The sequence below is a fragment of the Streptomyces sp. NBC_00647 genome, assembly GCF_045207245.1.
In the GTDB taxonomy this organism is placed as follows: domain Bacteria; phylum Actinomycetota; class Actinomycetes; order Streptomycetales; family Streptomycetaceae; genus Streptomyces.
On the sequence record NZ_CP109040.1, the window covers coordinates 1,688,329 to 1,711,185 of the forward strand.

The 22,857-nt window shown below is 71.8% G+C and carries 20 protein-coding genes; 10 read left to right on the forward strand and 10 right to left on the reverse strand.

All coding sequences use genetic code 11. The annotated features are described in order from the left end of the window. Nucleotides 1–62: 62 nt before the first annotated feature. The 3 genes from OG788_RS07435 to OG788_RS07445 are packed head-to-tail and all read right to left on the reverse strand — an operon-like array spanning nt 63 to nt 3,681. Nucleotides 63–2,624, reverse strand: a complete 2,562-nt coding sequence (locus tag OG788_RS07435; RefSeq protein ID WP_406369634.1) for an ABC transporter permease — start codon at nt 2,622–2,624, stop codon at nt 63–65. Then, nucleotides 2,621–3,379: an ABC transporter ATP-binding protein gene (locus tag OG788_RS07440; protein WP_406369635.1), complete on the reverse strand. Its 759-nt coding sequence runs from the start codon at nt 3,377–3,379 to the stop codon at nt 2,621–2,623. The genes OG788_RS07435 and OG788_RS07440 overlap by 4 nt, the downstream gene beginning before the upstream one ends. Then, on the reverse strand, nt 3,376–3,681 hold the full coding sequence (locus tag OG788_RS07445; protein WP_351542251.1) for an SHOCT domain-containing protein: 306 nt from the start codon (nt 3,679–3,681) through the stop codon (nt 3,376–3,378). The genes OG788_RS07440 and OG788_RS07445 overlap by 4 nt, the downstream gene beginning before the upstream one ends. A gap of 280 nt (nt 3,682–3,961) precedes the next feature. On the opposite strand from OG788_RS07445, the gene OG788_RS07450 reads away from it, so the two are divergent. From OG788_RS07450 to OG788_RS07460, 3 genes are all read left to right on the forward strand, one after another. Then, nucleotides 3,962–4,522 carry a TetR/AcrR family transcriptional regulator gene (locus OG788_RS07450; protein ID WP_406369636.1) on the forward strand — a complete coding sequence of 187 codons (561 nt, stop codon included), beginning with the start codon at nt 3,962–3,964 and terminating at the stop codon, nt 4,520–4,522. Nucleotides 4,523–4,638: 116 nt separating this feature from the next. Next, nucleotides 4,639–5,223, forward strand: coding sequence for a DUF4865 family protein (locus OG788_RS07455; RefSeq protein WP_406369637.1), 585 nt, complete (start codon nt 4,639–4,641; stop codon nt 5,221–5,223). Further along, a complete protein-coding gene (locus tag OG788_RS07460; protein ID WP_406369638.1) occupies nt 5,220–6,140 on the forward strand; it encodes a phosphotriesterase in 921 nt (306 codons plus the stop codon). Before OG788_RS07455 ends, OG788_RS07460 begins: the two co-directional genes overlap by 4 nt. Before the next feature lie 3 nt (nt 6,141–6,143). On the opposite strand, the gene OG788_RS07465 is transcribed toward OG788_RS07460, so the two are convergent. Both OG788_RS07465 and OG788_RS07470 read right to left on the reverse strand, forming a co-directional pair. After that, nucleotides 6,144–7,382 carry an ROK family protein gene (locus OG788_RS07465; RefSeq protein WP_351542247.1) on the reverse strand — a complete coding sequence of 413 codons (1,239 nt, stop codon included), beginning with the start codon at nt 7,380–7,382 and terminating at the stop codon, nt 6,144–6,146. A gap of 140 nt (nt 7,383–7,522) precedes the next feature. Continuing rightward, nucleotides 7,523–8,182 (reverse strand): alpha-ketoglutarate-dependent dioxygenase AlkB family protein, encoded by a 660-nt coding sequence (locus OG788_RS07470; protein ID WP_406376694.1) that lies wholly within the window; start codon nt 8,180–8,182, stop codon nt 7,523–7,525. A gap of 71 nt (nt 8,183–8,253) precedes the next feature. Between OG788_RS07470 and OG788_RS07475 the strand changes: the two genes are divergently transcribed. Then, nucleotides 8,254–9,396 carry a methyltransferase gene (locus OG788_RS07475; protein WP_406369639.1) on the forward strand — a complete coding sequence of 381 codons (1,143 nt, stop codon included), beginning with the start codon at nt 8,254–8,256 and terminating at the stop codon, nt 9,394–9,396. On the opposite strand, the gene OG788_RS07480 is transcribed toward OG788_RS07475, so the two are convergent. Then, nucleotides 9,386–10,159: a helix-turn-helix domain-containing protein gene (locus OG788_RS07480; protein ID WP_406369640.1), complete on the reverse strand. Its 774-nt coding sequence runs from the start codon at nt 10,157–10,159 to the stop codon at nt 9,386–9,388. The two genes, OG788_RS07475 and OG788_RS07480, sit on opposite strands and share 11 nt — an antisense overlap. 70 nt (nt 10,160–10,229) lie before the next feature. On the opposite strand from OG788_RS07480, the gene OG788_RS07485 reads away from it, so the two are divergent. The 3 genes from OG788_RS07485 to OG788_RS07495 all read left to right on the forward strand — a co-directional run bounded on the left by OG788_RS07485 (nt 10,230) and on the right by OG788_RS07495 (nt 12,961). Next, entirely contained in the window at nt 10,230–11,042 is an 813-nt protein-coding gene (locus tag OG788_RS07485) for a phytanoyl-CoA dioxygenase family protein (RefSeq protein WP_406369641.1), read from the forward strand. Beyond that, on the forward strand, nt 11,039–11,347 hold the full coding sequence (locus OG788_RS07490; protein WP_406369642.1) for a hypothetical protein: 309 nt from the start codon (nt 11,039–11,041) through the stop codon (nt 11,345–11,347). Before OG788_RS07485 ends, OG788_RS07490 begins: the two co-directional genes overlap by 4 nt. 216 nt (nt 11,348–11,563) lie before the next feature. Next, nucleotides 11,564–12,961, forward strand: coding sequence for an FAD-dependent oxidoreductase (locus OG788_RS07495; RefSeq protein ID WP_406369643.1), 1,398 nt, complete (start codon nt 11,564–11,566; stop codon nt 12,959–12,961). Nucleotides 12,962–13,189: 228 nt separating this feature from the next. On the opposite strand, the gene OG788_RS07500 is transcribed toward OG788_RS07495, so the two are convergent. The 3 genes from OG788_RS07500 to OG788_RS07510 form a co-directional block, all read right to left on the reverse strand. Next, nucleotides 13,190–14,422, reverse strand: coding sequence for an MAB_1171c family putative transporter (locus tag OG788_RS07500; protein ID WP_406369644.1), 1,233 nt, complete (start codon nt 14,420–14,422; stop codon nt 13,190–13,192). Nucleotides 14,423–15,102: 680 nt separating this feature from the next. After that, the gene (locus OG788_RS07505; RefSeq protein ID WP_406369645.1) at nt 15,103–15,954 is read right to left on the reverse strand and encodes a ketose-bisphosphate aldolase; all 852 of its coding nucleotides are present in this window, start codon (nt 15,952–15,954) and stop codon (nt 15,103–15,105) included. A gap of 33 nt (nt 15,955–15,987) precedes the next feature. Next, a complete protein-coding gene (locus tag OG788_RS07510) occupies nt 15,988–16,869 on the reverse strand; it encodes an SIS domain-containing protein (RefSeq protein ID WP_406369646.1) in 882 nt (293 codons plus the stop codon). 122 nt (nt 16,870–16,991) lie between these two features. Here OG788_RS07510 and OG788_RS07515 point away from each other — a divergent pair, with 122 nt between their 5' ends. Then, nucleotides 16,992–17,771 carry a DeoR/GlpR family DNA-binding transcription regulator gene (locus OG788_RS07515; protein WP_406369647.1) on the forward strand — a complete coding sequence of 260 codons (780 nt, stop codon included), beginning with the start codon at nt 16,992–16,994 and terminating at the stop codon, nt 17,769–17,771. Nucleotides 17,772–18,288: 517 nt separating this feature from the next. On the opposite strand, the gene OG788_RS07520 is transcribed toward OG788_RS07515, so the two are convergent. Then, a complete protein-coding gene (locus OG788_RS07520) occupies nt 18,289–19,404 on the reverse strand; it encodes a GNAT family N-acetyltransferase (RefSeq protein WP_406369648.1) in 1,116 nt (371 codons plus the stop codon). A gap of 472 nt (nt 19,405–19,876) precedes the next feature. On the opposite strand from OG788_RS07520, the gene OG788_RS07525 reads away from it, so the two are divergent. Then, entirely contained in the window at nt 19,877–21,322 is a 1,446-nt protein-coding gene (locus OG788_RS07525) for a glyceraldehyde-3-phosphate dehydrogenase (protein WP_406369649.1), read from the forward strand. Between the two features lie 229 nt (nt 21,323–21,551). Then, the gene (locus tag OG788_RS07530) at nt 21,552–22,754 is read left to right on the forward strand and encodes an MFS transporter (RefSeq protein ID WP_406369650.1); all 1,203 of its coding nucleotides are present in this window, start codon (nt 21,552–21,554) and stop codon (nt 22,752–22,754) included. Nucleotides 22,755–22,857 lie beyond the last annotated feature (103 nt).

Below are 22,857 nucleotides of genomic sequence, written 5' to 3' on the forward strand. Positions count from 1 at the left end.
CCGGGCGGTGACCCCCGCCTCGTACGCCGCTCGTTCGCGGGCGTCGTACGGCCGCGGGTGGCTCACTCGGTGGCGATGGCGCGCAGCACGTCCAGGCGCGCCGCCCGCCGTGCCGGGCGCAGTCCCGCGAGGGCTCCGGCAGCGAGGCCCACCAACGCCACCACCACGAGCCGCAGCGGCGGTATCGCGAAGGCGAAGGCACTGTCCGACGCTCCGTCGGAGGCCTCGACGAGCACCCAGCCGAGGAAGGCACCGAGGGCGAGCCCGCCCGCCGTGCCGAACGCGGCGACGAGGACCGACTCCCAGCGGACCATGGCGCGCAGCTGCGCCCGGGTCTGTCCGACGGCCCGCAGCAGACCGAGTTCCCGGGTGCGCTCGTGGATCGCGAGCGTGAGGGTGTTGGCGATGCCGAGCAGTGCGATCAGCACGGCGAGGGCGAGCAGGGCGTAGACCAGGGTCAGCATCATGTCGATGCCGCCCGCCGAGGACTGCGCGTACTCGTCCCGGGTCTGCACCTCGGGACTGCCGTACCGCTCCGCGACCTTCTCCACCGCGGCCTTGCCCTCCGCCGTGCCCACGCCGTCCTTGAAGGAGACGGCGACGAGCGTGTCGGAGTCCTGGGTGCGGTGCGGGGCCCAGGCGGCGCGGGTGATGACGTAGTCGCCCGCCAGTTCCGACCGGCCGTAGACGGCACGGACGGTGAAGTCGGCCTTCTGCCCGTCGGTGAAGGCGAGCCGGGCCGTGTCACCGGTCGCCAAGTGCTGCTTGTCGGCCTCCGTGCGGGTGATGGCGATGCCGTCGGTGCCGAGGGCGTTCAGCGAGCCGTGTACGTCGCCGAGGTCGAAGACCCTGCCGAGCGTGACCGGGTCGGTGACCGTCAACGCGCGGCCCTTTCCGTTGACTTCGGCGACGCCCTTGCCCAGCCCGACGGCGTTCTCGACCGTCGGCTGACCCGCGATGGCGGGGGCCAGCTTCGGGCTGAGTCCGCTGCCGCCCGCGCCGAACGACGGTGTGCTGACGGCGACATCACCCGCGAAGGAGCGGGAGACCGTCTGGTCCATGGTGGCCTTGAGCGAGGCGCCGAAGACCGTGAACAGCGAGACGACGGCGACGCCGATCATGAGGGCGCCGGCGGTGGCGGCGGTCCGCTTGGGGCTGCGCAGCGCGTTGCGCCGGGCGAGTCCGCCGGTGACCCCGCGCAGTTTGACGAGCGGTGCGCCGAGGACCCGTACCGCGGTCGAGGACGCGACCGGTCCGAGGACCACGAAGGCGGCGAGGGCCAGCACGGCGCCGAGTCCGGCGAGCCACAGCGACGGGGTCAACAGGACGCCCGTCAGGGTGACGCCCATGGCCAGGGCGGCCAGTCCCCCGCCGACGGCCGCGCGTCCGCGGGAGGCACCGGAGGCGTCGACCGCCGTCTCGCGCAGCGCGGCGAGCGGCGCGATGCGCCCGGCCCGGACGGCCGGCAGCAGGGCGGAGCCGAGGCAGACCACGATGCCGACGCCGAGCGGCAGCACCATGGAGAGAGCGCTGATCACCAGGTCGCCCTCGGGGAACGGGAACCCGATGGCCGGGAACAGCGCCTGGAGTCCCGCCGCGATCCCGATGCCGCCGAGGAGTCCCGCGGCCGAGGCGGTCACGGCGACGACGCTCGCCTCGGCCAGGGTCGACACGGTGACCTGTCGGCGCGAGGCGCCCAGGGCGCGCAACAGCGCGTTCTCACGGGTGCGTTGGGCGACGACGATCGCGAAGGTGTTGTGGATGGAGAAGGTCGCGACGAGGAGCGCGATGCCGGAGAAGACGAGCAGGAGCGTGGTGAAGATCGTCAGGAACTGGCTGGAGATCATGTCGGTGTTCTCCTGCGCGGACTCCTGCCCGGAAATGGCCTCGACTCCCTTGGGAAGCACGGGAGTCAGGTCGGAGACGAGATCGTCCTGACCGACTCCCGGACCCGCGCGCACCCGGATGCTCGCGGCCTCGCCGGGCTTCGCGGTCAGATACTTCTCCGCGTCGGCCTGCGTCATCCCGGTGAAGGTCACCTGGGCCATGCCGTCCTCGCCACCGAAGGTCGCGAGGCCCACGATCGTCACATGGACGGGGTCGGGCGTGCGCAGGACCGTCGTGTCGCCGATCTTCAGGTCGCCCTTCTTCGCGGCTCCCCTGTTGACCACGACCTCGCCGGACTTCGACGGGGCGCGGCCTTCGGCGAGCCGGTACGCGTTGAGCTTCGGGTCGTCGATCCAGTTGCCCGCCAGTGTGGGCGGGCCCTGGCCGCCGATGGGCTTGCCGTCGGAGCCGATGAGCTGGCCGGCGCCCTGGATGTCCGGCGCGGCGGCCGCGACACCGGGGGTCCGCTCGATCGTGTTCACCAGATCGGTGGCGACGGGCGCGCGTACGCCCTGGCTCTCCCCCGGCGTGGTGATGGTGTCGGCGCTGCGGACGACGGCGTCGGTGCCTCTGGTCGCGTTGCCGAACATCGTGTCGAACCCTGCGCGCAGGGTGTCGCCCATGACGAGCGTGCCGGCCAGGAAGGCGACGCCGAGGAGCACGGCGAAGAACGTGCCCGCGAAACGGCGTTTGTGGGAGCGCAGCGACGAGGCGCTGAGGCGCAGGGCGGCGTTCATACCGGTACCCCCTTGCCGTCGAAGGCCTTCATGCGGTCGAGGACCTTGTCGGCCGTCGGGTTCTCCATCCGGTCCACGAGGCGTCCGTCGGCGAGGAAGACCACCTCGTCGGCGTGCGCGGCGGCGACCGGGTCGTGCGTGACCATGACGACCGTCCGGTCCATCTGGCGTACGGCCCGGCCGAGAAGGTTCAGGACCTCGTTGCCGGAGCGGGAGTCGAGGTTGCCGGTGGGCTCGTCGGCGAAGACGACGTCGGGCTGTCCGGCGAACGCCCTTGCCACGGCGACGCGTTGCTGCTGGCCGCCGGAGAGCTCGCTGGGGCGGTGATGGAGCCGGTCGCGCAGGCCGACGACGTCGACGAGGGCGTCGGTCCATTCACGGGAGCCCTTGGTTCCGGCCAGGTCCATGGGCAGGGCGATGTTCTCGGCGACCGTGAGCGTCGGGATCAGATTGAACGCCTGGAAGACGAAGCCGATCCGGTCGCGGCGCAACAGGGTCAGACGCCGGTCGTCGAGGGTGCCGAGCTCGGTGTCGCCGATGTACGCGGCCCCCGAGGTGAGCGTGTCCAGGCCGGCCGCGCAGTGCATCAGGGTGGACTTGCCGGAGCCCGAGGGCCCCATGATCGCGGTGAAGCGGCCGGCCGGAAAGCCGACGCTCACCCCGTCCAGGGCCCTCACGGCGGTGTCGCCGCCGCCGTACACCTTCACGGCGTCGGTGACGCGTGCCGCGTCCCGGCGGGCGGTCGTGGCCGTCATGCCGCACCGCCCTTGCCCGTGCGCCCGAACTGCTCGTCGAGGACGGAGAGCCGGCGCCAGTACTCGTCCTCGTCGATCTCTCCGGAGGCGAAACGGCGGCCGAGCACGGCGATCGGCGAGTCACCGGCCGGGAGGGAGCCGCCGGGGCCGAATCCGCCCGTCGCACGCCACGGGCCACGGCGTCCACGCCAGGCGGTGCGGCGCAGCACGGTCACGACGCCGATCACGACGGCCGCCCAGATCAGCGGAAGGAACAGGATCCACGGGCCGGGGCCGCCGTCCCAGTTCGCCAGGGTCTGCATCTCGAGTCATCTCCTCGGTGGGGATCGCGGGTGGGAACCGCGCGTTTCCGCGGGGTCTCCTTGCGATGCTTCGAGACTCGCCCAGGCAGGGGGTCCCAGTCGTCGTACGGCCAGCGGCAGTGCGCGTACCTCCCGGGGAGTACGCCGGGCGTCTCGGGCTGCTTCGTGCGGCGGCTCTCCCCCGGGTGGCGCGGTGGTCCGCACGCTCCATCGCGCGTCCGGGCTCGGACGGCCGGGAACGGACCTCGCCTCTGTACCTACTGGTATGTACAGTGGATTCATGAGCACTCCGGACCGACTGATCGAGTCCACGCGCGAGCTGCTGTGGGAGCGCGGGTACGTGGGCACCAGCCCCAAGGCGATCCTGGAGCACGCGGGCGCGGGGCAGGGCAGCATGTACCACCACTTCCGGGGCAAGCCCGACCTGGCGCTCGCCGCGATCCGCCGCACCGCCGAGGAGATGCGGGCCGGCGCCGAGGCCGTCCTCGGCTCGCCCGGATCGCCGTACGAGCGGATCGAGGCCTATCTGCGCCGCGAACGCGACGTCCTGCGCGGCTGCCCCGTCGGGCGCCTCACGATGGACCCGGACGTGGTCGCGAGCGACGAGCTGCGCGCACCGGTCGACGAGACCCTGGACTGGCTGCTCGGGCGGCTGGCCACCATCGTCGAAGAGGGCAAGGAACAGGGGCAGTTCGCGGCCACGCTCGACGGCGCGGAGATCGCGGCGACGATCCTCGCCACCGTCCAGGGCGGCTACGTCCTGGCGCGCGCCTCCGGTTCACCGGCCGCGTTCGACACGGGAGTTCGGGGACTGCTCGCCCTGCTGGCGCCCGCCCGCTGACACCGCCGCGCCGAACCTCCCGGACGTGTGTCCGCCCCTCCCCGCGAAGGACGACCGGCAGAGGGCGCACCCGGCATTCCGGGCATGACCCAGGAAGCTCGAGGAAGGACCTTCCGATGCACGCCATGCAGTACGAGCTCACGCTTCCCGCCGACTACGACATGACCGTGATCCGCGACCGAGTCTCCCGCAAAGGCCGTCTGCTGGACGCGTGGGACGGGCTCGGGTTCAAGGCGTACCTGATCCGCGAGCGCGGGGTGGACGGCTCCCCGGTCAACCAGTACGCGCCGTTCTACCTGTGGAACACCACCGAGGGCATGAACTCCTTTCTCTGGGGCGGGGCCTTCCAGGGCCTGGTGAACGACTTCGGGCGCCCCGTCGTGCAGCACTGGACCGGTCTCGCGTACGAGGAGGGCGGCGCCGCGGGATCGCCGGCCAGGGTCGCGGTCCGTCGGCGCCGGCCGGTCGCCGAGCGCGTGGAACTGTCCGAGGCGATGGAGGACGCGGTGCGCGAGGCCGGGCGGCTCGCCGGGATGGACGGGGCCGTGGGCGCGGCCGCCGCCGTCGATCCCCGGCACTGGGAGGTCGTGCACTTCTCGCTCTGGGACCACGACTCTCCCAAGGCGTCGGGTGAGGTCTTCCAGGTGCTGCACCTGTCGCAGCCGGAACACGAGCGGCTGCCGCGGGGCCGGCAGTGGTGAGCCCGGCCGCCACCGTCCGTACGGTCCTGGGCGACGTGCTCCCCGAGCGGCTCGGGGTGTGCGACGCGCACGACCATCTCTTCTTCGGCAGTCCCCTGCTGCCGGGCGAGGAACTGCGCGCCGCGTCCGCCGCACGGGCCGAACTCGCCGCGTTCCGCGCGCAGGGCGGCGCCGGCGTGGTCCAGTGGACGCCGTACGGCCTGGGCCGGCGGGCCGCGGATCTCCCGCTGATCTCCCGCGACGCCGGGGTCCACGTCGTCGCGGCGACCGGACTGCACCAAGCGGCGCACTACACAACGGAGTTGCTGAACCGGCTGCGCGGAAGGCTGGCCGACGTCTTCGTCGCCGAGCTCACCTCGGGCATCGGAACGTCCGGCGTCCGGGCCGGGCTCATCAAGGTCGCGGGCGGCTTCCACGCCCTGGACGCGCACGCTCGCTGGACGATGACCGCCGCGGCGGAGGCTCATCACGCCACCGGCGCGCCGATCGCCGTACACCTGGAGCTGGGCACCGGCGCCCTCGACGTACTCGACCTGCTGTGCGGCGAGTTGGGCGTGCCGCCCCACCGGGTGATTCTGGGGCATCTCAATCGGTCGCCGGACCTCGTGGTGCAGCGCGAGGCCGCCGCGACGGGCGCCTTCCTCGCCTTCGACGGCCCGTCCCGCGCCCACCACGCCACGGACTGGCGCATGCCCGACGCCGTACGCGCCCTCGCCGACGCCGGATTCGGCCACCGGCTGCTCCTCGGCGGCGACACGACGACCGCGGCGGCGCGCTCGGTCAACGGCGGCCCGGGGATGCCGTATCTGCTGCGCCGGGTCCGCCCGAGGCTCGAACTCGCCCTGGGCACGGACCTGGTGGACCGCATCCTCACCGAGAACGCCGGGCGCGCCTTCGCCGTCGCCTGGAGCTCCTGAGCGTCAGACGGGCAGCGCCGTCAACGGATCGTCCAGCACCGGCTGCCACGCCAACTCGGCAGCCCCGACCAGGCTGTTGTGGTCCAGGGTGCACGCGAGGATCGGTACCCCGCCGCTCCGTCCCCACAGGCTGCGGTCGGCGACGACGGCACGCAACCGGTCCGGGTCGGCGTCCAGCAGGGCGCGGTGCAGTCCGCCGAGGATGATGCGGTCCGGGTTGAGGATGTTGACCAGGCCCGCGAGGCCGAGGCCGAGGCGGTCGATCAGCGCCTCGATGGCGGTACGGACGGACGGATCGGCGTACTCGTCGCGGATCAGCTCGTTGGCCTGCTGGAGCAGCGACACCTCGGGGCCCGGGGCGCGGCCGGCCGCGTCGAGGAAGGCCAGCGGGTCCGCCTCGACGTCGAGACAGCCCCGGCTGCCGCAGTAGCAGGGGCGGCCCTCGGGATTGACGGTGAGATGGCCGACTTCGAGGGCGAGCCCCGAACTGCCTGTGTGCAGGCGCCCGTCGAGCACCAGCGCGCCACCGACACCACGGTGCCCGGTGGCCACGCAGAGCAGGTCACGGGCGCCCCGGCCCGCTCCGTGCCGGTGCTCGGCGAGGGCGGCGAGGTTGACGTCGTTGCCGGCGAACGCCGGCCCCTCGATACCGGCCGCGCGCACCCGCTCGGCGAAGATCTGCTGGACGGGGGCGCCCGCGGGCCAGGCCAGGTGCAGGGGGTTGAGGGCCAGCCCCTCGGGTTCGGCGACCGCGGAGGGGACGGCGAGCCCGGCGCCCACGCAGCGGCGCCCGGTCTCGCGGAGCAGTTCGGCCCCGGCGTCGACGACGGAGCCGAGGACCTTGGCCGGATCGGCGTCGACGGCCTCGCAGCCGGGCGCGGTCGCGACGATCCGGCCGCCGAGGCCGACCAGCGCGGCGCGGAACCCGTCGGCGTGCACCTGCGCGGCCAGCGCGACGGGCCCGTCCTCGGCGACCTCCAGCCGGTGCGAGGGGCGTCCTTGGGAACCGGCGGCGGCACCGGGCCTCGCGTCGACCCGGATCAGTCCCAGCGCCTCCAGCTCGGCGGCCACCGCGCCCGCGGTCGCCCGGGTGACCCCCAGCTCGGCGGTGAGCACGGCACGTGTCGGCGCGCGCCCGGTGTGCACGAGCTCCAGCGCCGGTCCGAGCGCTCCGCGCCCCCGGTCGAGCCGTGTCCGCGTGTTCCCATCCCCCGCCGTCCGGGGGCCCGCCTTGCCGTTCATGAGGGCGAGTCTCCCATGATCCGCTCCCGCGAGGCCCGTCCGGTCCCGGCGGCTCCGGTGAGGAGACACGCGGGCGCCGTGCCTGGCTTTCGGATCGCTCCCGGGCGCTGCGGTCCGAGGCGGGCCCGACCGGACAGGTCCTAGAAGCCGCCGGCCCGGAGCGTGACGTTCAGCCGCCCGGCCAGTCCCAACTCTGGGGGCGCCGTGCCCCCGTACACCCTCGGTACCCCGTGATACGCGAGCCGTGACGCGCCGCCGAACACGAAGAGATCGCCGCTGCGCAGCTCGACGTCGGTGTAGGGCCGTGTCCGGGACTCCGTGTTCCCGAAGCGGAAGACGCAGCTGTCGCCCAGGCTCAGCGACACCACCGGGGCGTCGGACGATTCATCGCTGTCGCGGTGCATGCCCATGCGGGCATCGGCGTCGTAGAAGTTGATCAGTGCGATGTCGTACCTGGCGGCATCGTCGGTGCCCAGGGAGTCGGCGCCGAGGGTGTCCACGACCGCCTCCCGGGCCAGGCCGCCGAGCAGGTCGGGGAAGGGCTTCACCGGGGAACCGTCGCCGTCGACCACGGTGCGGGCGTAGCCGTACGGGTACCAGTGCCAGCCCAGACAGACCTGCCGGGAGGTCATCGTGCCGCCGCCGGGGGTGGGGACCGTGCGCAGGCCCGCCGGTGGGCGGGCCCAGCCCCGGCAGGCCTCCAGAAGCCGTCGCTGACGGTCCGCGTCCAGCCAGTCCGGGAGGTGCACCGCGCCGGGCGCGATCTCCGTCCGGCCGCGGGGGAACAACTCCGCGTCCATCGACATGCCCCCATCCTCGCGCACCCGGGCCGCTCCGCGTCGCATAGCCTGGACCCACGATGAACGACCGTATGACCACACCCTGGGGCGATTACGAGCTCGCCCGTCATCCCGAGGACCCTCGCGAGCGGCTGCGCGCCTGGGACGCCGCCGACACCTATGTGCTGCAGCACCTCGCGGACAGCGACATCTCCCTGACGGGTTCGGTCGTGATCGTCGGCGACCGGTGGGGCGCGCTCGCCACGGCGCTCGCGCCGCGGCGGCCGACGCAGATCACCGACTCCCTCCTGGCGCAGGAGGCGACCCGCGCGAATCTGGCGCGGGCCGGTGTCGAGGAGTCCGCTGTCCGGCTCCTCACGACCCAGGACCCGCCTCCCGAGCGGATCGACGTGCTGATCGTGCGGGTGCCGAAGAGCCTCGCCCTGCTCGAAGATCAGCTGCACCGGCTGGCGCCCGGTGTGCACGAGGGCACGGTCGTGATCGGCACCGGGATGGTCAAGGAGATCCACACCTCGACGCTGCACCTCTTCGAGCGGATCCTCGGTCCGACCCGCACCTCGCTGGCCGAGAAGAAGGCCCGGCTGATCTTCTGCACGCCGCTCCAGGGGATCGCCCGGAAGGCCAACCCCTGGCCGTACAGCTACGAGCTTCCTGACGGCGTCGGCGTGGTGTCCGGCCGCACGGTCGTCAACCACGCGGGCGTCTTCTGCGCCGACCGCCTCGACATCGGCACCCGCTTCTTCCTCCAGCACCTGCCGCGCAGCCGTGGAGCCGAACGGGTCGTGGACCTGGGCTGCGGCAACGGCGTGATCGGTACGGCGATGGCGCTGGCCAATCCCGACGCCGAGGTGCTGTTCGCCGACGAGTCCTACCAGGCGGTGGCCTCGGCCGAGGCGACCTACCGGACGAACGCGGACGGGGTCGCCGAGTTCCGTGTCGCCGACGGACTGGCGGGCGTCCCCGCCGGGAGCGTCGACCTCGTCCTGAACAATCCACCGTTCCACTCCCACCAGGCGACGACGGACACGACCGCCTGGCGGATGTTCTCGGACGCGCGGCGCGCACTGCGGCCGGGCGGCGAGCTGTGGGTGATCGGCAATCGCCACCTGGGCTACCACCTGAAGCTGCGCCGGCTCTTCGGCAACAGTGAACTGGTCGCGGGTGACGCCAAGTTCGTGGTTCTGCGGGCCGTGAAGAAGGACGTCAGCCCGTAGCCCCGCGCAGCACGCGGGGCGGGGCACCCAGCTCCCGCCTGCAGGCCTTGTTGAAGGCCTGCAGGTCGGGGATGCCGACCGAGGCCGCCACGGCCGGGATGGACAGGGTCGAGGCGCGGAGCAGGTGGTGGGCGCGTTCCAGTCTGCGGCGGCGGATGTAGGCCACGACCGTGGTGCCGGTCTCGGCGCGGAAGAGCCGGGTGAGGTGGTTGTGGGAGATCCCGGCTGCGCGGGCGATCTCCGGGACGGTGAGCGGAGCGGCCAGCCGGGCCTCGATGTGGGCGATCGCCGTGCCGACCGCGGGGTGCGGACCCTGGCTCGCGACGACGGCCGGGGTGAGGCCGGCGACGCGCCACAGCGCGGTCCAGATCTCGGACCTGGTGCGTTCGGGCGCTCCGGGGGCCGCCGCGATGGCGTGCAGCAACAGCCCGGACAAGAAGGGAAGTTCGGGTCCGGCGTCCTGGACGACGGGGACGGTCCTCGACGGTCCGACGGGGGCGACGCGCAGGTGCGCGTACAGATGCTCCGAGCGGCCCTGGTAGCGGTAGCGGACCGTGGTGCCGGGCGGTACGAGGCTGACGCGTCCGGGTCGGATCAGGTGCGGGGTGCCGTCGACGGTCAGCTCGGCGTCGTACTGATAGAGGTGCAGCTGCCACAGTTCCGGCAGCCGGAAGACGTCCGTCGCGCTCGCGACCCCGTGCACGCCGACTCCGGCGCCGGCCACCTCCGGCGGCTCGCCGAGGTGCAGACGCGTCTCCCGCATGGTGAGAAATTACCAGTGATGGTGATTGGGGCCAACGCGCCCCGGAGGGCGCCGCTCCTACGGTGGGGCCATGACCGACGCCAAGCTTCTGAGTTCGGTGCGCATGGCGCACTTCGTTGCTCACGGCTCGTTGCGACTGGACGCCGCGGTGCCGCCCGAGATGAACGCCGAGGGCATGGAGGTGCTGCGCGAGGGACTGCCCGCCGTGCCGTACGGAACCCCTGTCCCGGAGGCCTACGCCGACGGCTCGTTCGTCCGCCGTCTTCTCGAACTTCCCTTGGTCGCAGGCGTGTTGCTGAGTCTGGTCGGCCCCGGACCCGCCGTCGACCACCACGCGGTCCACATCCGCGAGCCGCACGCGGGTCAGGCCCAGCCGCTGCACGGTGACGCGATCATCGATGTGCGCACCGACGCCTTCGACGTCCAGTTGATGTACTACCCGCACGACGTCACCCTCGACATGGGCGGCACCCTCAGCGTTCCCGGCAGCCATCTGCGCCGCACCAACGAGTCGGACACCGGCCGCTACCAGAACCTGCGCGGGCAGAGCCGGCTCGTCTGCCCCGCGGGGACCGTGGTGTTTCTGCACCATGGCCTGTGGCACGGTGGACGACGCAACGACAGCGACACCGCACGCTACATGTTCAAGATCCGCTTCAACCCGGCGGTACGACAGCGGCGGCTGTGGAACACCTCTGACCTGGCCGATCCGGGCGTCGCCGAGGAACTGGCCACCACTTTCCCCTGGTACGAGCCCGCCACCGGCCGCCTGGAGGTCTACAACCGCGTCCTGCTGTGGCGCTCGCTCACCGGGAACGACTCCTTCGACCTGGACCACTGGGTGACCCGGGTCTCCAACCGCCCCGAGGGGAAGCTCGCATGACGGGCCGCCAGCAGGTTCTCGTCCTCTATCTGGCCACCTCGGCGCTGGACGCGGATGTGGTGGGCTGGTCGCTCTACGACGGCACCGGCCGCACCTCCCCCACGACCGGCGACGGCGACGAGCCTCCGTACACATCGGGCGTGCACGCCCTGCGGGACGGCTGGCGGCTGTTCCAGGCGGCCCAGCTGATCCCGCCGTATCCGGGACACGAGTACGACGTGTCGTTCCTCAAGCACGAGTTCTTCTTCGAGAGGCTGGTCGACACCGGGAGCGAGCCCGGGAGTGAGACGCCCCCGGGGCCGTGACCTCGGGTGACGTGACCTCCGGTGGCGTTCCGCCCGGCGGCGGGCAAGCCCCCTTCACCACCTGCTCGCCGGACCGGCTCACGGGGAGGTCCGGCGGCTCGTGGACACCCCTGATCGTCGCCGGGAGACAGAATCGGCACACTTTCTGATCTCCCGTATGCGCCCACGTGTACGAACGTAGAGTGTGGGCGCTCGTCCATGACAACTGGGGGAACCATGTCGCGCCGTGCTGTCGTCATCGGTGGGAGCGTGGCCGGCCTGCTCGCCGCCGCGGCACTTTCCCGGTCCGTGGACGAGGTGACCGTCCTGGAACGCGACGAGCTCCGCGACGGGCCGCATCCGCGCAGGCGGATTCCGCAGGCTCGGCACGCTCACGTCCTCCTGCCCAGCGGACGCGACGCCGTCCAGGAGCTGCTTCCCGGAGTCGACGTCCGCGAGCGCCTGCTCGCGTCGGGAGCTCACGAACAGTCCCTCACCGACATCCTGGGCTTCGGCCCGCAGGGCTGGTTCCGGCGCTGGCCGCCCGTCGTCGACGAGTTGCTTCTCACCCTGTGCAGCCGGGACCTGCTCGAATGGACCGTCCGTGAAGCCGTCCTCGGCAGCACCTCGGTCACGGTCCGCCGGGGCGAGGTGGTGTCCCTCCGGGGAACGGCCGGGCACGTCACCGGCATAGGCGTCCTCGCCGACGGCACCGAGGAGGATCTGCCGGCCGATCTCGTCGTCGACGCGAGCGGACGGGGATCACGCGTCGAACACTGGCTCGAGTCGCTCGGCGTGACGGACATACCCACCGACGAGGTGGACTCGGGACTCGTCTACGCCAGCCGCGTCTTCCGCGTTCCGCCGGGCGCGGAGAACTTCCCGCTGACCCAGGTCGAGGCGGAGCCCGACCACTCCCGGCCGGGGCGTTCCGGAAATCTGGTACCGATCGAGGGCGGCCGCTGGCTGGTCAGCCTGGCGGGTACCCGCGGCGGTGAACCCACCGCCGATCCCGAGGAGTTCACCCGCTTCGCGCTCGGCCTGCGCCACCCTCTCATCGGGCAGCTCATCTCCGGTGCCGAGCCGCTCGACGAGGTGTCCCTCAGCCGCAGCACCCGCAACAGGCGCCGCGACTTCGACAAGGCGGCCATGCCCGAGGGCCTGGTGGTGCTGGGTGACGCCGTCGCCACCTACAACCCCGTCTACGGGCAGGGCATGTCCGTCGCGGCCCTGGGTGCCCTGGCTCTGAGCCGGCGGCTGCAGCAGGCCGATGTCACCGCTCCGGGCTTCGCCCGCGAGGTCCAGCGGGCGGCCGCCAAGTCCGTCTCGGCCGCGTACACCCTGAGCACCTCCCAGGACCAGTGGTTCCCTGAGGTCATCGGCAAGGCTCCGACGCTCGTCGACCGGCTCCTCAGCCGCTACATGGGCCGGATGGCACGCGTGGCGACCACCTCCTACCCGGTGTCCGCGGCCATGTGCTCGGTCATCACGCTCCAGGCCGACGCGAGCCGTCTCGTGCACCCCAAGCTGCTGCTCGCCACTCTGAGAGGGCCCGTCATGGAGCCCCTGTCCGGGCCGCCGCTGACCCCTGAGGAGAGCGGCTTCCTCGACACCCTGGGCCCCGTCCCCGTATGACGCTCGACGCCCCGGGCCCCGGTCCCGTGTGACGCTCGACGCCCCGGGCCCCGGCCCCGTATGACGTTCGACGCCCCGGGCCCCGGCCCCGTGTGACAGTCGACGCCTTGGGCCCCGGCCCCGTGTGACGGCGTCCGCGGTGCGAGCGCGGGGCAAGGGTCCTCGCTCCGGTCGCGGGTCCGACAGTGCGGTCGGGCAGCGGATACGTAGGTCACCGCGGCACCGGGGTCAGGAGAGCTGGCGCACCGTGGTTCTCCTCGACTGGATCGCGGCATCCACGATGGGGGTCCGCACCGCCCGGGACAGACTCAGCAACGACGGCTGACGCGTGTCCAACGACCGCGAACCGGCGGCGGGACGTCGCACGCGCGCGCTGACCGAGACCACCACGTCGACGTCCCCGACCGAGATGCCGATGGTGCCGGTCTCCGCTGCGGGGGACGGAGCCTCGGCGAGAGCGGCCACGGCGACCATCGCGGCCAGCCCGATCACCTCGGCGTCCGCCGCACAGGACCCGGCGGCGAGCGCCTCCCGGTAGGCGCGGCGCCGCACCTGGTCGTCGAGCTGACCGGCCAGTCGCTTGAGGCCGTCCCGTATGGCCGTTTCCCGCGTGGTGAGCTGCAGTTCGACGTCGCCGATCGTCCGCCACGACAGCGCCGTGACGCAGCGCCGACGGCTGTTCGGCCCCGCCAGAAGGCAGAACAGCGGACGCAGGCGTACGAACGTGATGGCGGAATCGATGCGCGGACCGATGAGGGGAAGGATGTAGCCGGCCGAGGCGAGACAGGAGCCGACGGCCACGAGCGGTGCGACGCTGGTGCTCAGACCGTCCCAGCTGTGCCCGAGCCAGTGAGCGGTCAGCGCGACGGCCTTGACGACGCTGTAGGCGCTGGTGAACAGCCAGCCCACCACGAGCAGGGCCAGCGACCCACGCGTCCAGCGCTTGACCTTCCGCGTCCAGCGCCAGCACAGCAGGGTCGTCGTCACCGCGGCCACCATGTGCGCCACCAGGTACAGCACGATCATCTCTCGGATGAACGGAGTCGAGGCGTAGTAGGTGTCGAAGTCGGCCCGGCGCTCCACGGGCGCGTCGCCCAGCGTGAACAGGACGCCCTCGGCGGCGATCACTCCCAGGTAGCTGAACAGCCATGCCCGGGAGGTGCGTCGGACCCGGACGGGGTCGCTGCCCCGCCAGTGCACGATGAGGATGAGGGAGGCCGCGCCGAAGGCGGTCACCGCGCCGTACGTCAGGGGCGCTGCCACATTCGGTATGCCCGTGAGGCTGTTGACCAGGGCGACGGTGGGCGGCGCGCCGAGCACGAAGCAAAGACCGGACAGGAGGATGACGGCGCAGAAGGACCTCTTCAGCGGGTCTCTCCAGTGGCGACGCAGGTCGGGGAGTTGGGCGGCGAGTCCCATCCAGAGGATGGCCGCGGCCAGGTAGTAGATCAGTCCGTTCACATCGGGCCCAGGGACGATCGGCGGCGCACGTGTCGACGCGCGCCGGTTCGCGGACCGGTCACGGACAGCGCGATGTTCACCAGGGTGCACATGTTCGAGCCGCGCACCGATGTGCTGGTTCCGGCCAGAAGTTGACCGCTCAAGGCCTCCTCCGTTCCGCGCCCGGCCCAGCGCCGGCTCTGCCCCGAAAACACCGCCAACCCCTGCTCCCCGCCTCAAAGGGGCATACGGACGCCTGTCCGAGTGGCCTTGGGGCCGATGTCCCGCCCGCGAGCCTGCCGTGCCCTTTCGGCCTTCTCATACTTGTTCACCCTAGCCACCTTGTCACCCACTCGAACTGCCGTGGGTGCAAAAGCACATGCGTCAGAAGCGGCCCCGGACGGAGCCGCCAGCGGCAAGGTGACGCTTTGGCCCGTATATCAGGCCGTAGAGGCAGGTATGCGAAGGGCGGATCGGTGCGGCGGGAGGACCACCGCCGTCGAACGGTCCGCGACGAAGCGGGGGTTCGCGGGTTCACGGGCCGGGTTCGCGGGTTCGCGGGTTCGCGGGTTCGCGGGTTCGCGGGTTCGCGGACCGGAGCGGACGTCATCCGCGGCGGAGGTCCGGCCGGCTGTTCGCCGGGCGGGAGCCGGCCCGGGGGCGACCAGGTCGACTCCGCGGCTCCTGGGCGGAGCCGACACTCACCCCTGGAGCACGCCGATGAGTCCCGCCACCGTTCGCGCCATCGCCTCCCGTCCCACACTGAGGTATTTCCGTGAATCCACGGCTTCGGGGCGGGAGGCGAGGAACTCCCGGATGGCGCCGGTCATCGCGATGTTCAGCGCGGTGCCGACGTTGACCTTGGCGATACCGCCCTCGACGGCCGCCCGGAGCTCGTCGTCCGGGACCCCGGAGGAGCCGTGCAGGACGAGAGGGACACCGAGGGACGCGGCCAGGCGTTTGAGCAGGCCGTGGTCGAGGGCGGCGGTCCGGGTGGTCATCGCGTGCGAGCTGCCGATCGCGACGGCCAGCGCGTCCACGCCGGAGTCGGCCACGAAGGCGCGGGCCTCACCGGGGTCGGTGCGGGCGCCGGGCGCGTGCGCGTCCCGCGGCGGCTCACCGTCCTTTCCGCCGACCTCGCCCAACTCGGCCTCGATCCAGAGGCCTTGGGCATGAGACCAGTCGGCTGCGGCGCGGGTCGAGGCGAGATTCTCCTCGTACGGCAGGCGCGACGCGTCGTACATGACGGAGCTGAACCCGGCACCCGGCGCCTGCCGGAGCAGGTCGTCGCTCTGGACGTGGTCGAGGTGCAACGCGACGGGCACCGAGGCCCGTTCGGCGGCGGCGGTCGCGGCACGGGCCAGCGGGAGCAGCCGGCCGTACCGGAACTTGACCACGTTCTCGCTGACCTGGAGCACGACCGGCGCGCCGACGGACTCCGCCCCCGCGATGACGGCCTCGACGTGCTCCAGGGTGATGACGTTGAACGCGGCGACGGCGGTCCGCGCCAGGGCGGCCCGGGCGACCAGCTCACCGGTTGCTGCGAGGGGCACAACTCCTCCTTCTCCGTGGATGGTCGGGCCGGTTCAGTCGCTGAGGATCACGGAGCGGGTGAGGTGGCGCGGCTGATCGGGGTCCAGGCCGCGTGCCGCGGCGACGGCGACGGCGAGGCGCTGGGCGCGGACGAGTTCGGCAAGCGGGTCGAGGCCGCCGTCCACCCACAGTCCACCGGTCCGCCGGACCTGTTCGGCCAGCCCCTCGGGTGCCTCACCGAGCATCCAGGTGGCCGTGCCGTGAGTGGTGATGCTGATGGGGCCGTGCCGGTACTCCATCGCCGGGTAGGCCTCGGTCCAGGCGAGGGACGCCTCCCGCATCTTGAGCCCGGCCTCGTTGGCGAGGCCGACGGTCCAGCCGCGGCCGAGGAAGGTGAACTGCGCGCAGCCCACGAGTTCTTCGGGCAGCGGGGTGTCCAGCGCGGTGCGCGCGTCGCCGACGACGGCGTCGCTGTGCAGTCCGAGGTGGGCCCGGAACAGGGTGAGCGCGGTGGTCGCGAAGCGGGTCTGCACGACGGACCGCTCGTCGGCGAAGTCGAGCACGACGACGTCGTCGGCCGACTCCATCACGGGCGTGTGCGGATCGGCGGTGACGGCGGTCGTACGGGTGTGTCCGCGCAGTCGCCCGAGGAGCTCGAGCACCTCGGTGGTCGTACCGGAGCGCGTGAGGGCGACCACGCGGTCGTAGGAGCGGCCGGCCGGGAACTCCGAGGCGGCGAAGGCGTCCGTCTCGCCCTGCCCGGACTCTTCGCGTAGTACCGCCGCGGCCTGCGCCATGAAGAACGAGGTGCCGCACCCCACGATCGCGACACGCTCCCCCGCCGCGGGCAGCGCGGCCCTGTGCACCTCCGCCTCCCGCGCGGCGCGGATCCAGCACTCGGGCTGGCTGCTCAGCTCGTCCTCGACATGGGTCATGCCTTACCCCTCCCACGGATGCTCGTTCTTGCAAGATATAGCGAAGTTTCGAGCACAATCAAGCATTCGAGCGGAGGTGGGGTGCGCTAGGGTCGCGGAAGATCGAGGACTGGAGGGTGCGGATGTCGCGCGACGCCCGTTGGAAGGCGCTGCTGGAACTGCTCGTGGAGCGGGGCCGCCTGGATGTCGAGGAAGCGGCGACGCAGCTGGAGGTCTCGGCGGCGACGATCAGGCGCGATTTCGACCAGCTCGCCGAGCAGCAGATGCTCGTGCGCACCCGGGGCGGCGCGGTCGTGCACGGCGTCTCCTACGAACTGCCGCTGCGCTACAAGACCGCCCGCCACGCCTCGGAGAAGCAGCGCATCGCGAAGGCGGTGGCCGACCTCATCGCCCCCGGCGAGGCGGTGGGCCTGACGGGCGGCACCACGACGACCGAGGTGGCCCGCGCCCTGGCCGTACGCCCGGATCTGGCCTCGGGCTCCCCCGCGCTGACCGTCGTCACGAACGCGCTGAACATCGCGAACGAACTCGCCGTGCGTCCCCAGTTCAAGATCGTGGTGACCGGCGGGGTCGCGCGCCCACAGTCCTACGAGCTCATCGGGCCGCTCGCGGACGGCGTACTCGGGCAGATCACCCTGGATGTCGCGGTGCTCGGCGTGGTCGCGTTCGACGCCACGCACGGCGCGGCCGCCCACGACGAGGCGGAGGCCGCGATCAACCGCCTCCTGTGCGAGCGGGCCGAGCGCGTGATCGTCGCCGCCGACTCCAGCAAGCTGGGACAGCGCGCGTTCGCCCGTATCTGCGCGGCCGAGTCGGTGGGCACGCTCGTCACTGACGTGGCGGCGGGGCCGGAGGCGATCGGGCGGTTCGAGGAGGCGGGCATCGAGGTCATCGCCGTATGACACCGAGGCCGTCGCCCGGCTTCGAGGCCGTCGCCCGGCTTCGAGGTCATCGCCTGACTTCGTGGCCATCGTTTGCCTTCGGAGCCATGGCCTGCCTTCGGAGTCATCGCCTGACTTCGGAGCGATCGCCCGACTTCGGGGCCATCGCCTGACTTCGGAGCGATGGCTTGCCTCCGGGGCCATCGCCCGCGCCCGTCATGGGCGTGTGGTTCCGCCTCTCGTCTCTCCGTTCCCCGGGCCCGACCTGACACCCAGGCGCGACCGCGAGCCGGTGTGGACGCCCGCGGGCCCCTCTCCACCCGAAAAAGGCCCCACACCCGAGGGCCGGATCTCAGCAAGCGGCGCCGAACCGCGCCGCACAGCCGCGCCCGCTCCTCGGGCGGCCGCCTCCAGGCACGGCCGCCTCCAGGCACGGCCGCTCTCGAGGCGCGCCCGAGGGACACCTCGCTGCGCCGTACGGCTCGCCGTGCCGTACGGCCTCGAAAATCCCACTCCCTGGGGTTGCCGCGCCGCCCGGTCAGCGTTCCCCGGGTCCCGCTCCGCCGGCTTGAGCGCGGTGCGACGCGCGCAGCGTGCCGACGGTCTTGAGGAGGCGGTCCGCCGGGTCACGCAGCGTCGGATGGGCGAGGACCGTGTTCCGCAGACCGCGCACGGGCCTGCGCCACATCCGGTGGGCCGCCGCCACCGGATGGGGGCGGGCCACGAACCCTTCCCCCACGCGCAGTTCGCGGGTCTTGAGCCAGTCCTTGTACTCCTTGTCCCCGCGCCCCAGATCCAGCAGGCTCACGCCGTGCCGACTGGCCGCCTCGGCGGTCCGCAGGTGCATCATCAGCCCGGGCGAGTACCGGTGGAACTCGGGGTCGTACGCGGTGAACCAGGCCGCGAGCACCGTGCGCGACCGGGGTCCGAAGTGGGCGGCGACCGGCCGGTCCCCCGCGTAGAGCACGGACAGCACGCCGGTGAAGTGCTCCTCGCGGACATCGAACAGGTGGTTCACCAGATCGACGATCCAGGGCCGCGCGAAGCGGTCCATGCGTCCCGTCCTGCGGTACTGGGCGGACTTCCACCGCATGAGCGTGCGCAGCATGCGCGGGTCGCGCTCGTCGAAGACGAACCGCACCTCGCCCACGTCACGCCCGAGCCGCCGTTCCTTCTTCAGGGTCGTCTTGGCCTGCCCCGGGTAGGCGCCGCGCAGCCACTCCGGGTAGCCGCTGTCCCCCGGCTTCAGGTCGACGACCGGGGAGGCGAACGTGCCCGTCACATAGCGTCCGAACGGCTTCTGCTCCTCGACGAGATGGTCGAACTCGAAGATGGACATCCCGCAGGCGCGCAGCACCTCCGGTGCGTCCCAGGTGACCCCGGGTCTGTGCACCAGGGCCTGGCAGTCGGAGAGTCCGAGGCCGATGGCTCTGCCGACGCCGAAGACGTTGCGCTCGTACGGCAGGAATCCGACGGGCTCCCCGTCCTCGCGCAGGACAGCGACCTGCGCACCGCTCCGGTATCTGCCGACCCCCGTCGCGAACTCCGGCGCCAGGAACGGATTGGCGTACTCGGGCGACTCGTCCATCGCCCGGTGCCAGGCCTCGCGCAGCTGGACGCTCAAGCCGTCGAGTCTGTGGATCGTGATCTCCACCTCAGATCAACCACCCTTCCGTGGGCGCTGCGAGGAACGTACCGGTCACAGCACAGGCCAGTAGGGCGTGTGGATCTTTGCTGCTGGATCGCATGGGCGACAGCTCCCCCCATGACGCGCTGTCCGCGTCCTGCCACTCTTCTGATTTCCGCCGTCCCGCACCGCGCATGGACTCGTCTCCCGGTCGAGCACCGAGATCCGAGCCAATCGGCGGGGGCTCAAACGTCGCGAAACAGTACGCACGCTGTCAAGGGTGCCTACCGCAACGAATGAGCCCAGGTCGGAAGACAGGGGCTTTGTCGTACTGGTGGACGACATCGTGAGGCCCACGGCGAGCCCCCATGGAGGGGCGGAATCCGAGGCCGCGAACGGCCCCCGCCGACGCCGCGTTCCGTGTGAGTGGACACCACGTGAACGATCGGAACGAGGGCCGGTTAGCATATGAGCGCCACCTAGCTCGAAAGATGATTCTGTGACTGTCAACGACGACGCGTTCACCAACTGGAAGACCCGCGAAGAGATCGCGGAGTCGATGATCCCGATCATCGGGAGGCTGCACCGGGAGCAGGACGTCACGATCCTCCTGCACAGCCGCTCCCTGGTGAACAAGTCGGTGGTGAGCATCCTCAAGACCCACCGCTTCGCCCGTCAGATCGCCGGCGAGGAGCTCTCGGTCACCGACACCCTGCCGTTCCTGCGGGCGCTCACCACGCTCGACCTCGGCCCGTCCCAGATCGATCTCGGCATGCTCGCCGCGACGTACCGGGCCGACGACCGCGGTCTGTCGGTCGAGGAGTTCACCGCCCTGGCCGTCGCCGGCGCCATGGGAGACAACAAGATCGAGCGCCGCGAGGGACGCGACGTCGTCCTCTACGGCTTCGGCCGCATCGGCCGCCTCATCGCCCGCCTGCTCATCGAGAAGACCGGCTCCGGCAACGGCCTGCGACTGCGCGCCATCGTCGTACGCCAGGGCGGGGACCAGGACATCGTCAAGCGCGCCTCGCTGCTGCGCCGCGACTCCATCCACGGGCAGTTCCAGGGCACGATCACCGTCGACGAGGCGAACAGCACGATCATCGCCAACGGCAACGAGATCAAGGTCATCTACGCCAACGACCCGTCCGAGGTCGACTACACGACGTACGGGATCAAGGACGCCATCCTCGTCGACAACACGGGCAAGTGGCGTGACCGCGAGGGCCTCTCGAACCACCTGCGCCCCGGCATCGACAAGGTCGTCCTGACCGCGCCGGGCAAGGGCGACGTCCCGAACATCGTGCACGGCGTCAACCACGACACGATCAAGCCGGACGAGCAGATCCTGTCCTGCGCCTCCTGCACCACCAACGCGATCGTGCCGCCGCTGAAGGCGATGGCGGAGGAGTACGGCGTTCTGCGCGGCCACGTGGAGACCGTCCACTCGTTCACCAACGACCAGAACCTGCTGGACAACTACCACAGCTCCGACCGCCGAGGCCGCTCCGCGCCGCTCAACATGGTCATCACCGAGACGGGTGCCGCCTCCGCGGTCGCCAAGGCGCTGCCCGACCTGAAGGCGCCCATCACGGGCAGCTCGATCCGCGTCCCGGTGCCGGACGTCTCGATCGCGATCCTCAGCCTGCGTCTGGGCCGCGAGACCACCCGCGAGGAGGTCCTCGACTACCTCCGCAACGTCTCGCTGACCTCGCCGCTCAAGCGCCAGATCGACTTCATCAGCGCCCCCGACGCGGTCTCGAGCGACTTCATCGGCTCGCGTCACGCCTCGATCGTCGACGCCGGCGCCACCAAGGTCGACGGCGACAACGCGATCCTCTACCTCTGGTACGACAACGAGTTCGGCTACTCCTGCCAGGTCATCCGGGTCGTCCAGCACGTCTCCGGCGTGGAGTACCCGACGTACCCGGCTCCGGCGGTCTGAGCCGGAAGCAGCGCGTGGTTCGCCGTCCGGGCCGGTGGGACGGCGAACGCCGGGCCGCGGGGCGACAGGGAATCCCCTCTGATCGGGGTCCCGGTCGCCCCGTTCCTTCGTGGTGCCCCGTCCGGCACGCTCCGACCCGCCACCGCTCTCGTACGCCCTTCGCGCCGCAGCGCTGCACCCGTCCAACGCTTCCCTTGCCCTGAGCCGGGCACCCGTCTAACGTGAGTTTGTGCCGCTAATAAACAAAACCAGCCCGCACAGCGTTGTGCCGGACCGCTCCCTCACCCGACTCCGCGTCGTCCTCACCGCGTTCTTCGCCCTCGACGGATTCGTCTTCGCCGGCTGGGTCGTCCGCATCCCCGCCATCAAGCACCAGACCGGTGCCTCCGCCGGCGCTCTCGGTCTCGCTCTCCTCGGCGTCTCCGCCGGTGCCGTGATCACCATGATGCTGACGGGGCGGCTCTGCCGACGGTTCGGCAGTCACCCGGTGACCGTGGTCTGCGGCGTGCTGCTGTCCCTGAGCGTCATCCTGCCCCCGCTCACCCACTCGGTACCGGCCCTGGGCCTCGTCCTGCTGCTCTTCGGCGCCGCGTACGGCGGTATGAACGTCGCCGCGAACAGCGCGGCCGTCGATCTCGTGGCCGCGCTGCGGCGCCCGGTGATGCCCAGTTTCCACGCGGCGTACAGCCTGGGCGGCATGCTCGGGGCGGGGCTCGGGGGGCTGGTGGCCGCGCATCTGTCACCGACGCGCCATCTGTTCGGCATCGCCGTCCTCGGCCTGCTCGTGACCGCCGTCGCGGGACGCGCGCTGCGGCGGCAGGACGCCCCCGCGGCACCGGACCGCCCACGGAGCGACGGGAGCCCGGCGCGAGCGCGTCTCGACGGCCGTACCCGTGGTCTGGTCGTCGTCTTCGGCCTGATCGCCCTGTGCACGGCGTACGGCGAAGGCGCTCTCGCGGACTGGGGCGCGCTCCACCTGGAGCAGGATCTGGAAGCACACCCGGGGATCGCCGCCGCCGGCTACTCGTGCTTCGCCCTGGCCATGACGATCGGCCGCCTCAGCGGGACGGCACTGCTCGAACGGCTCGGCCGGACCCGCACCCTGGTGGCGGGCGGCACGACGGCCGCGCTCGGCATGCTGCTCGGCTCGCTCGCGCCCTCCACCTGGGCCGCTCTGCTCGGCTTCGCCGTCACCGGGCTCGGCCTCGCCAACATCTTCCCTGTCGCGGTCGAGCGAGCCGGAGCCCTCGCCGGAGCGGGCGGGGTCGCCATCGCCTCCACCCTCGGTTACGGGGGCATGCTGCTCGGGCCGCCCGCGATCGGGTTCATGGCCGACTGGTACTCCCTGCCGACGGCGCTCACGAGCGTCGCGGCACTGGCGGCCGTGGCCGCCCTCATCGGATTCGCGACGCGCCGGGCCGCGGTGGGATGAGGAGGCTCGGGGCCCCGAGGCACGGGGCCCCGAGCGCTGCCCCGGCGGCTCCGCGGAGCCCTTCGCCTCTCCGCCGGCCCGCACCGGCTCCATCCACGAAGGC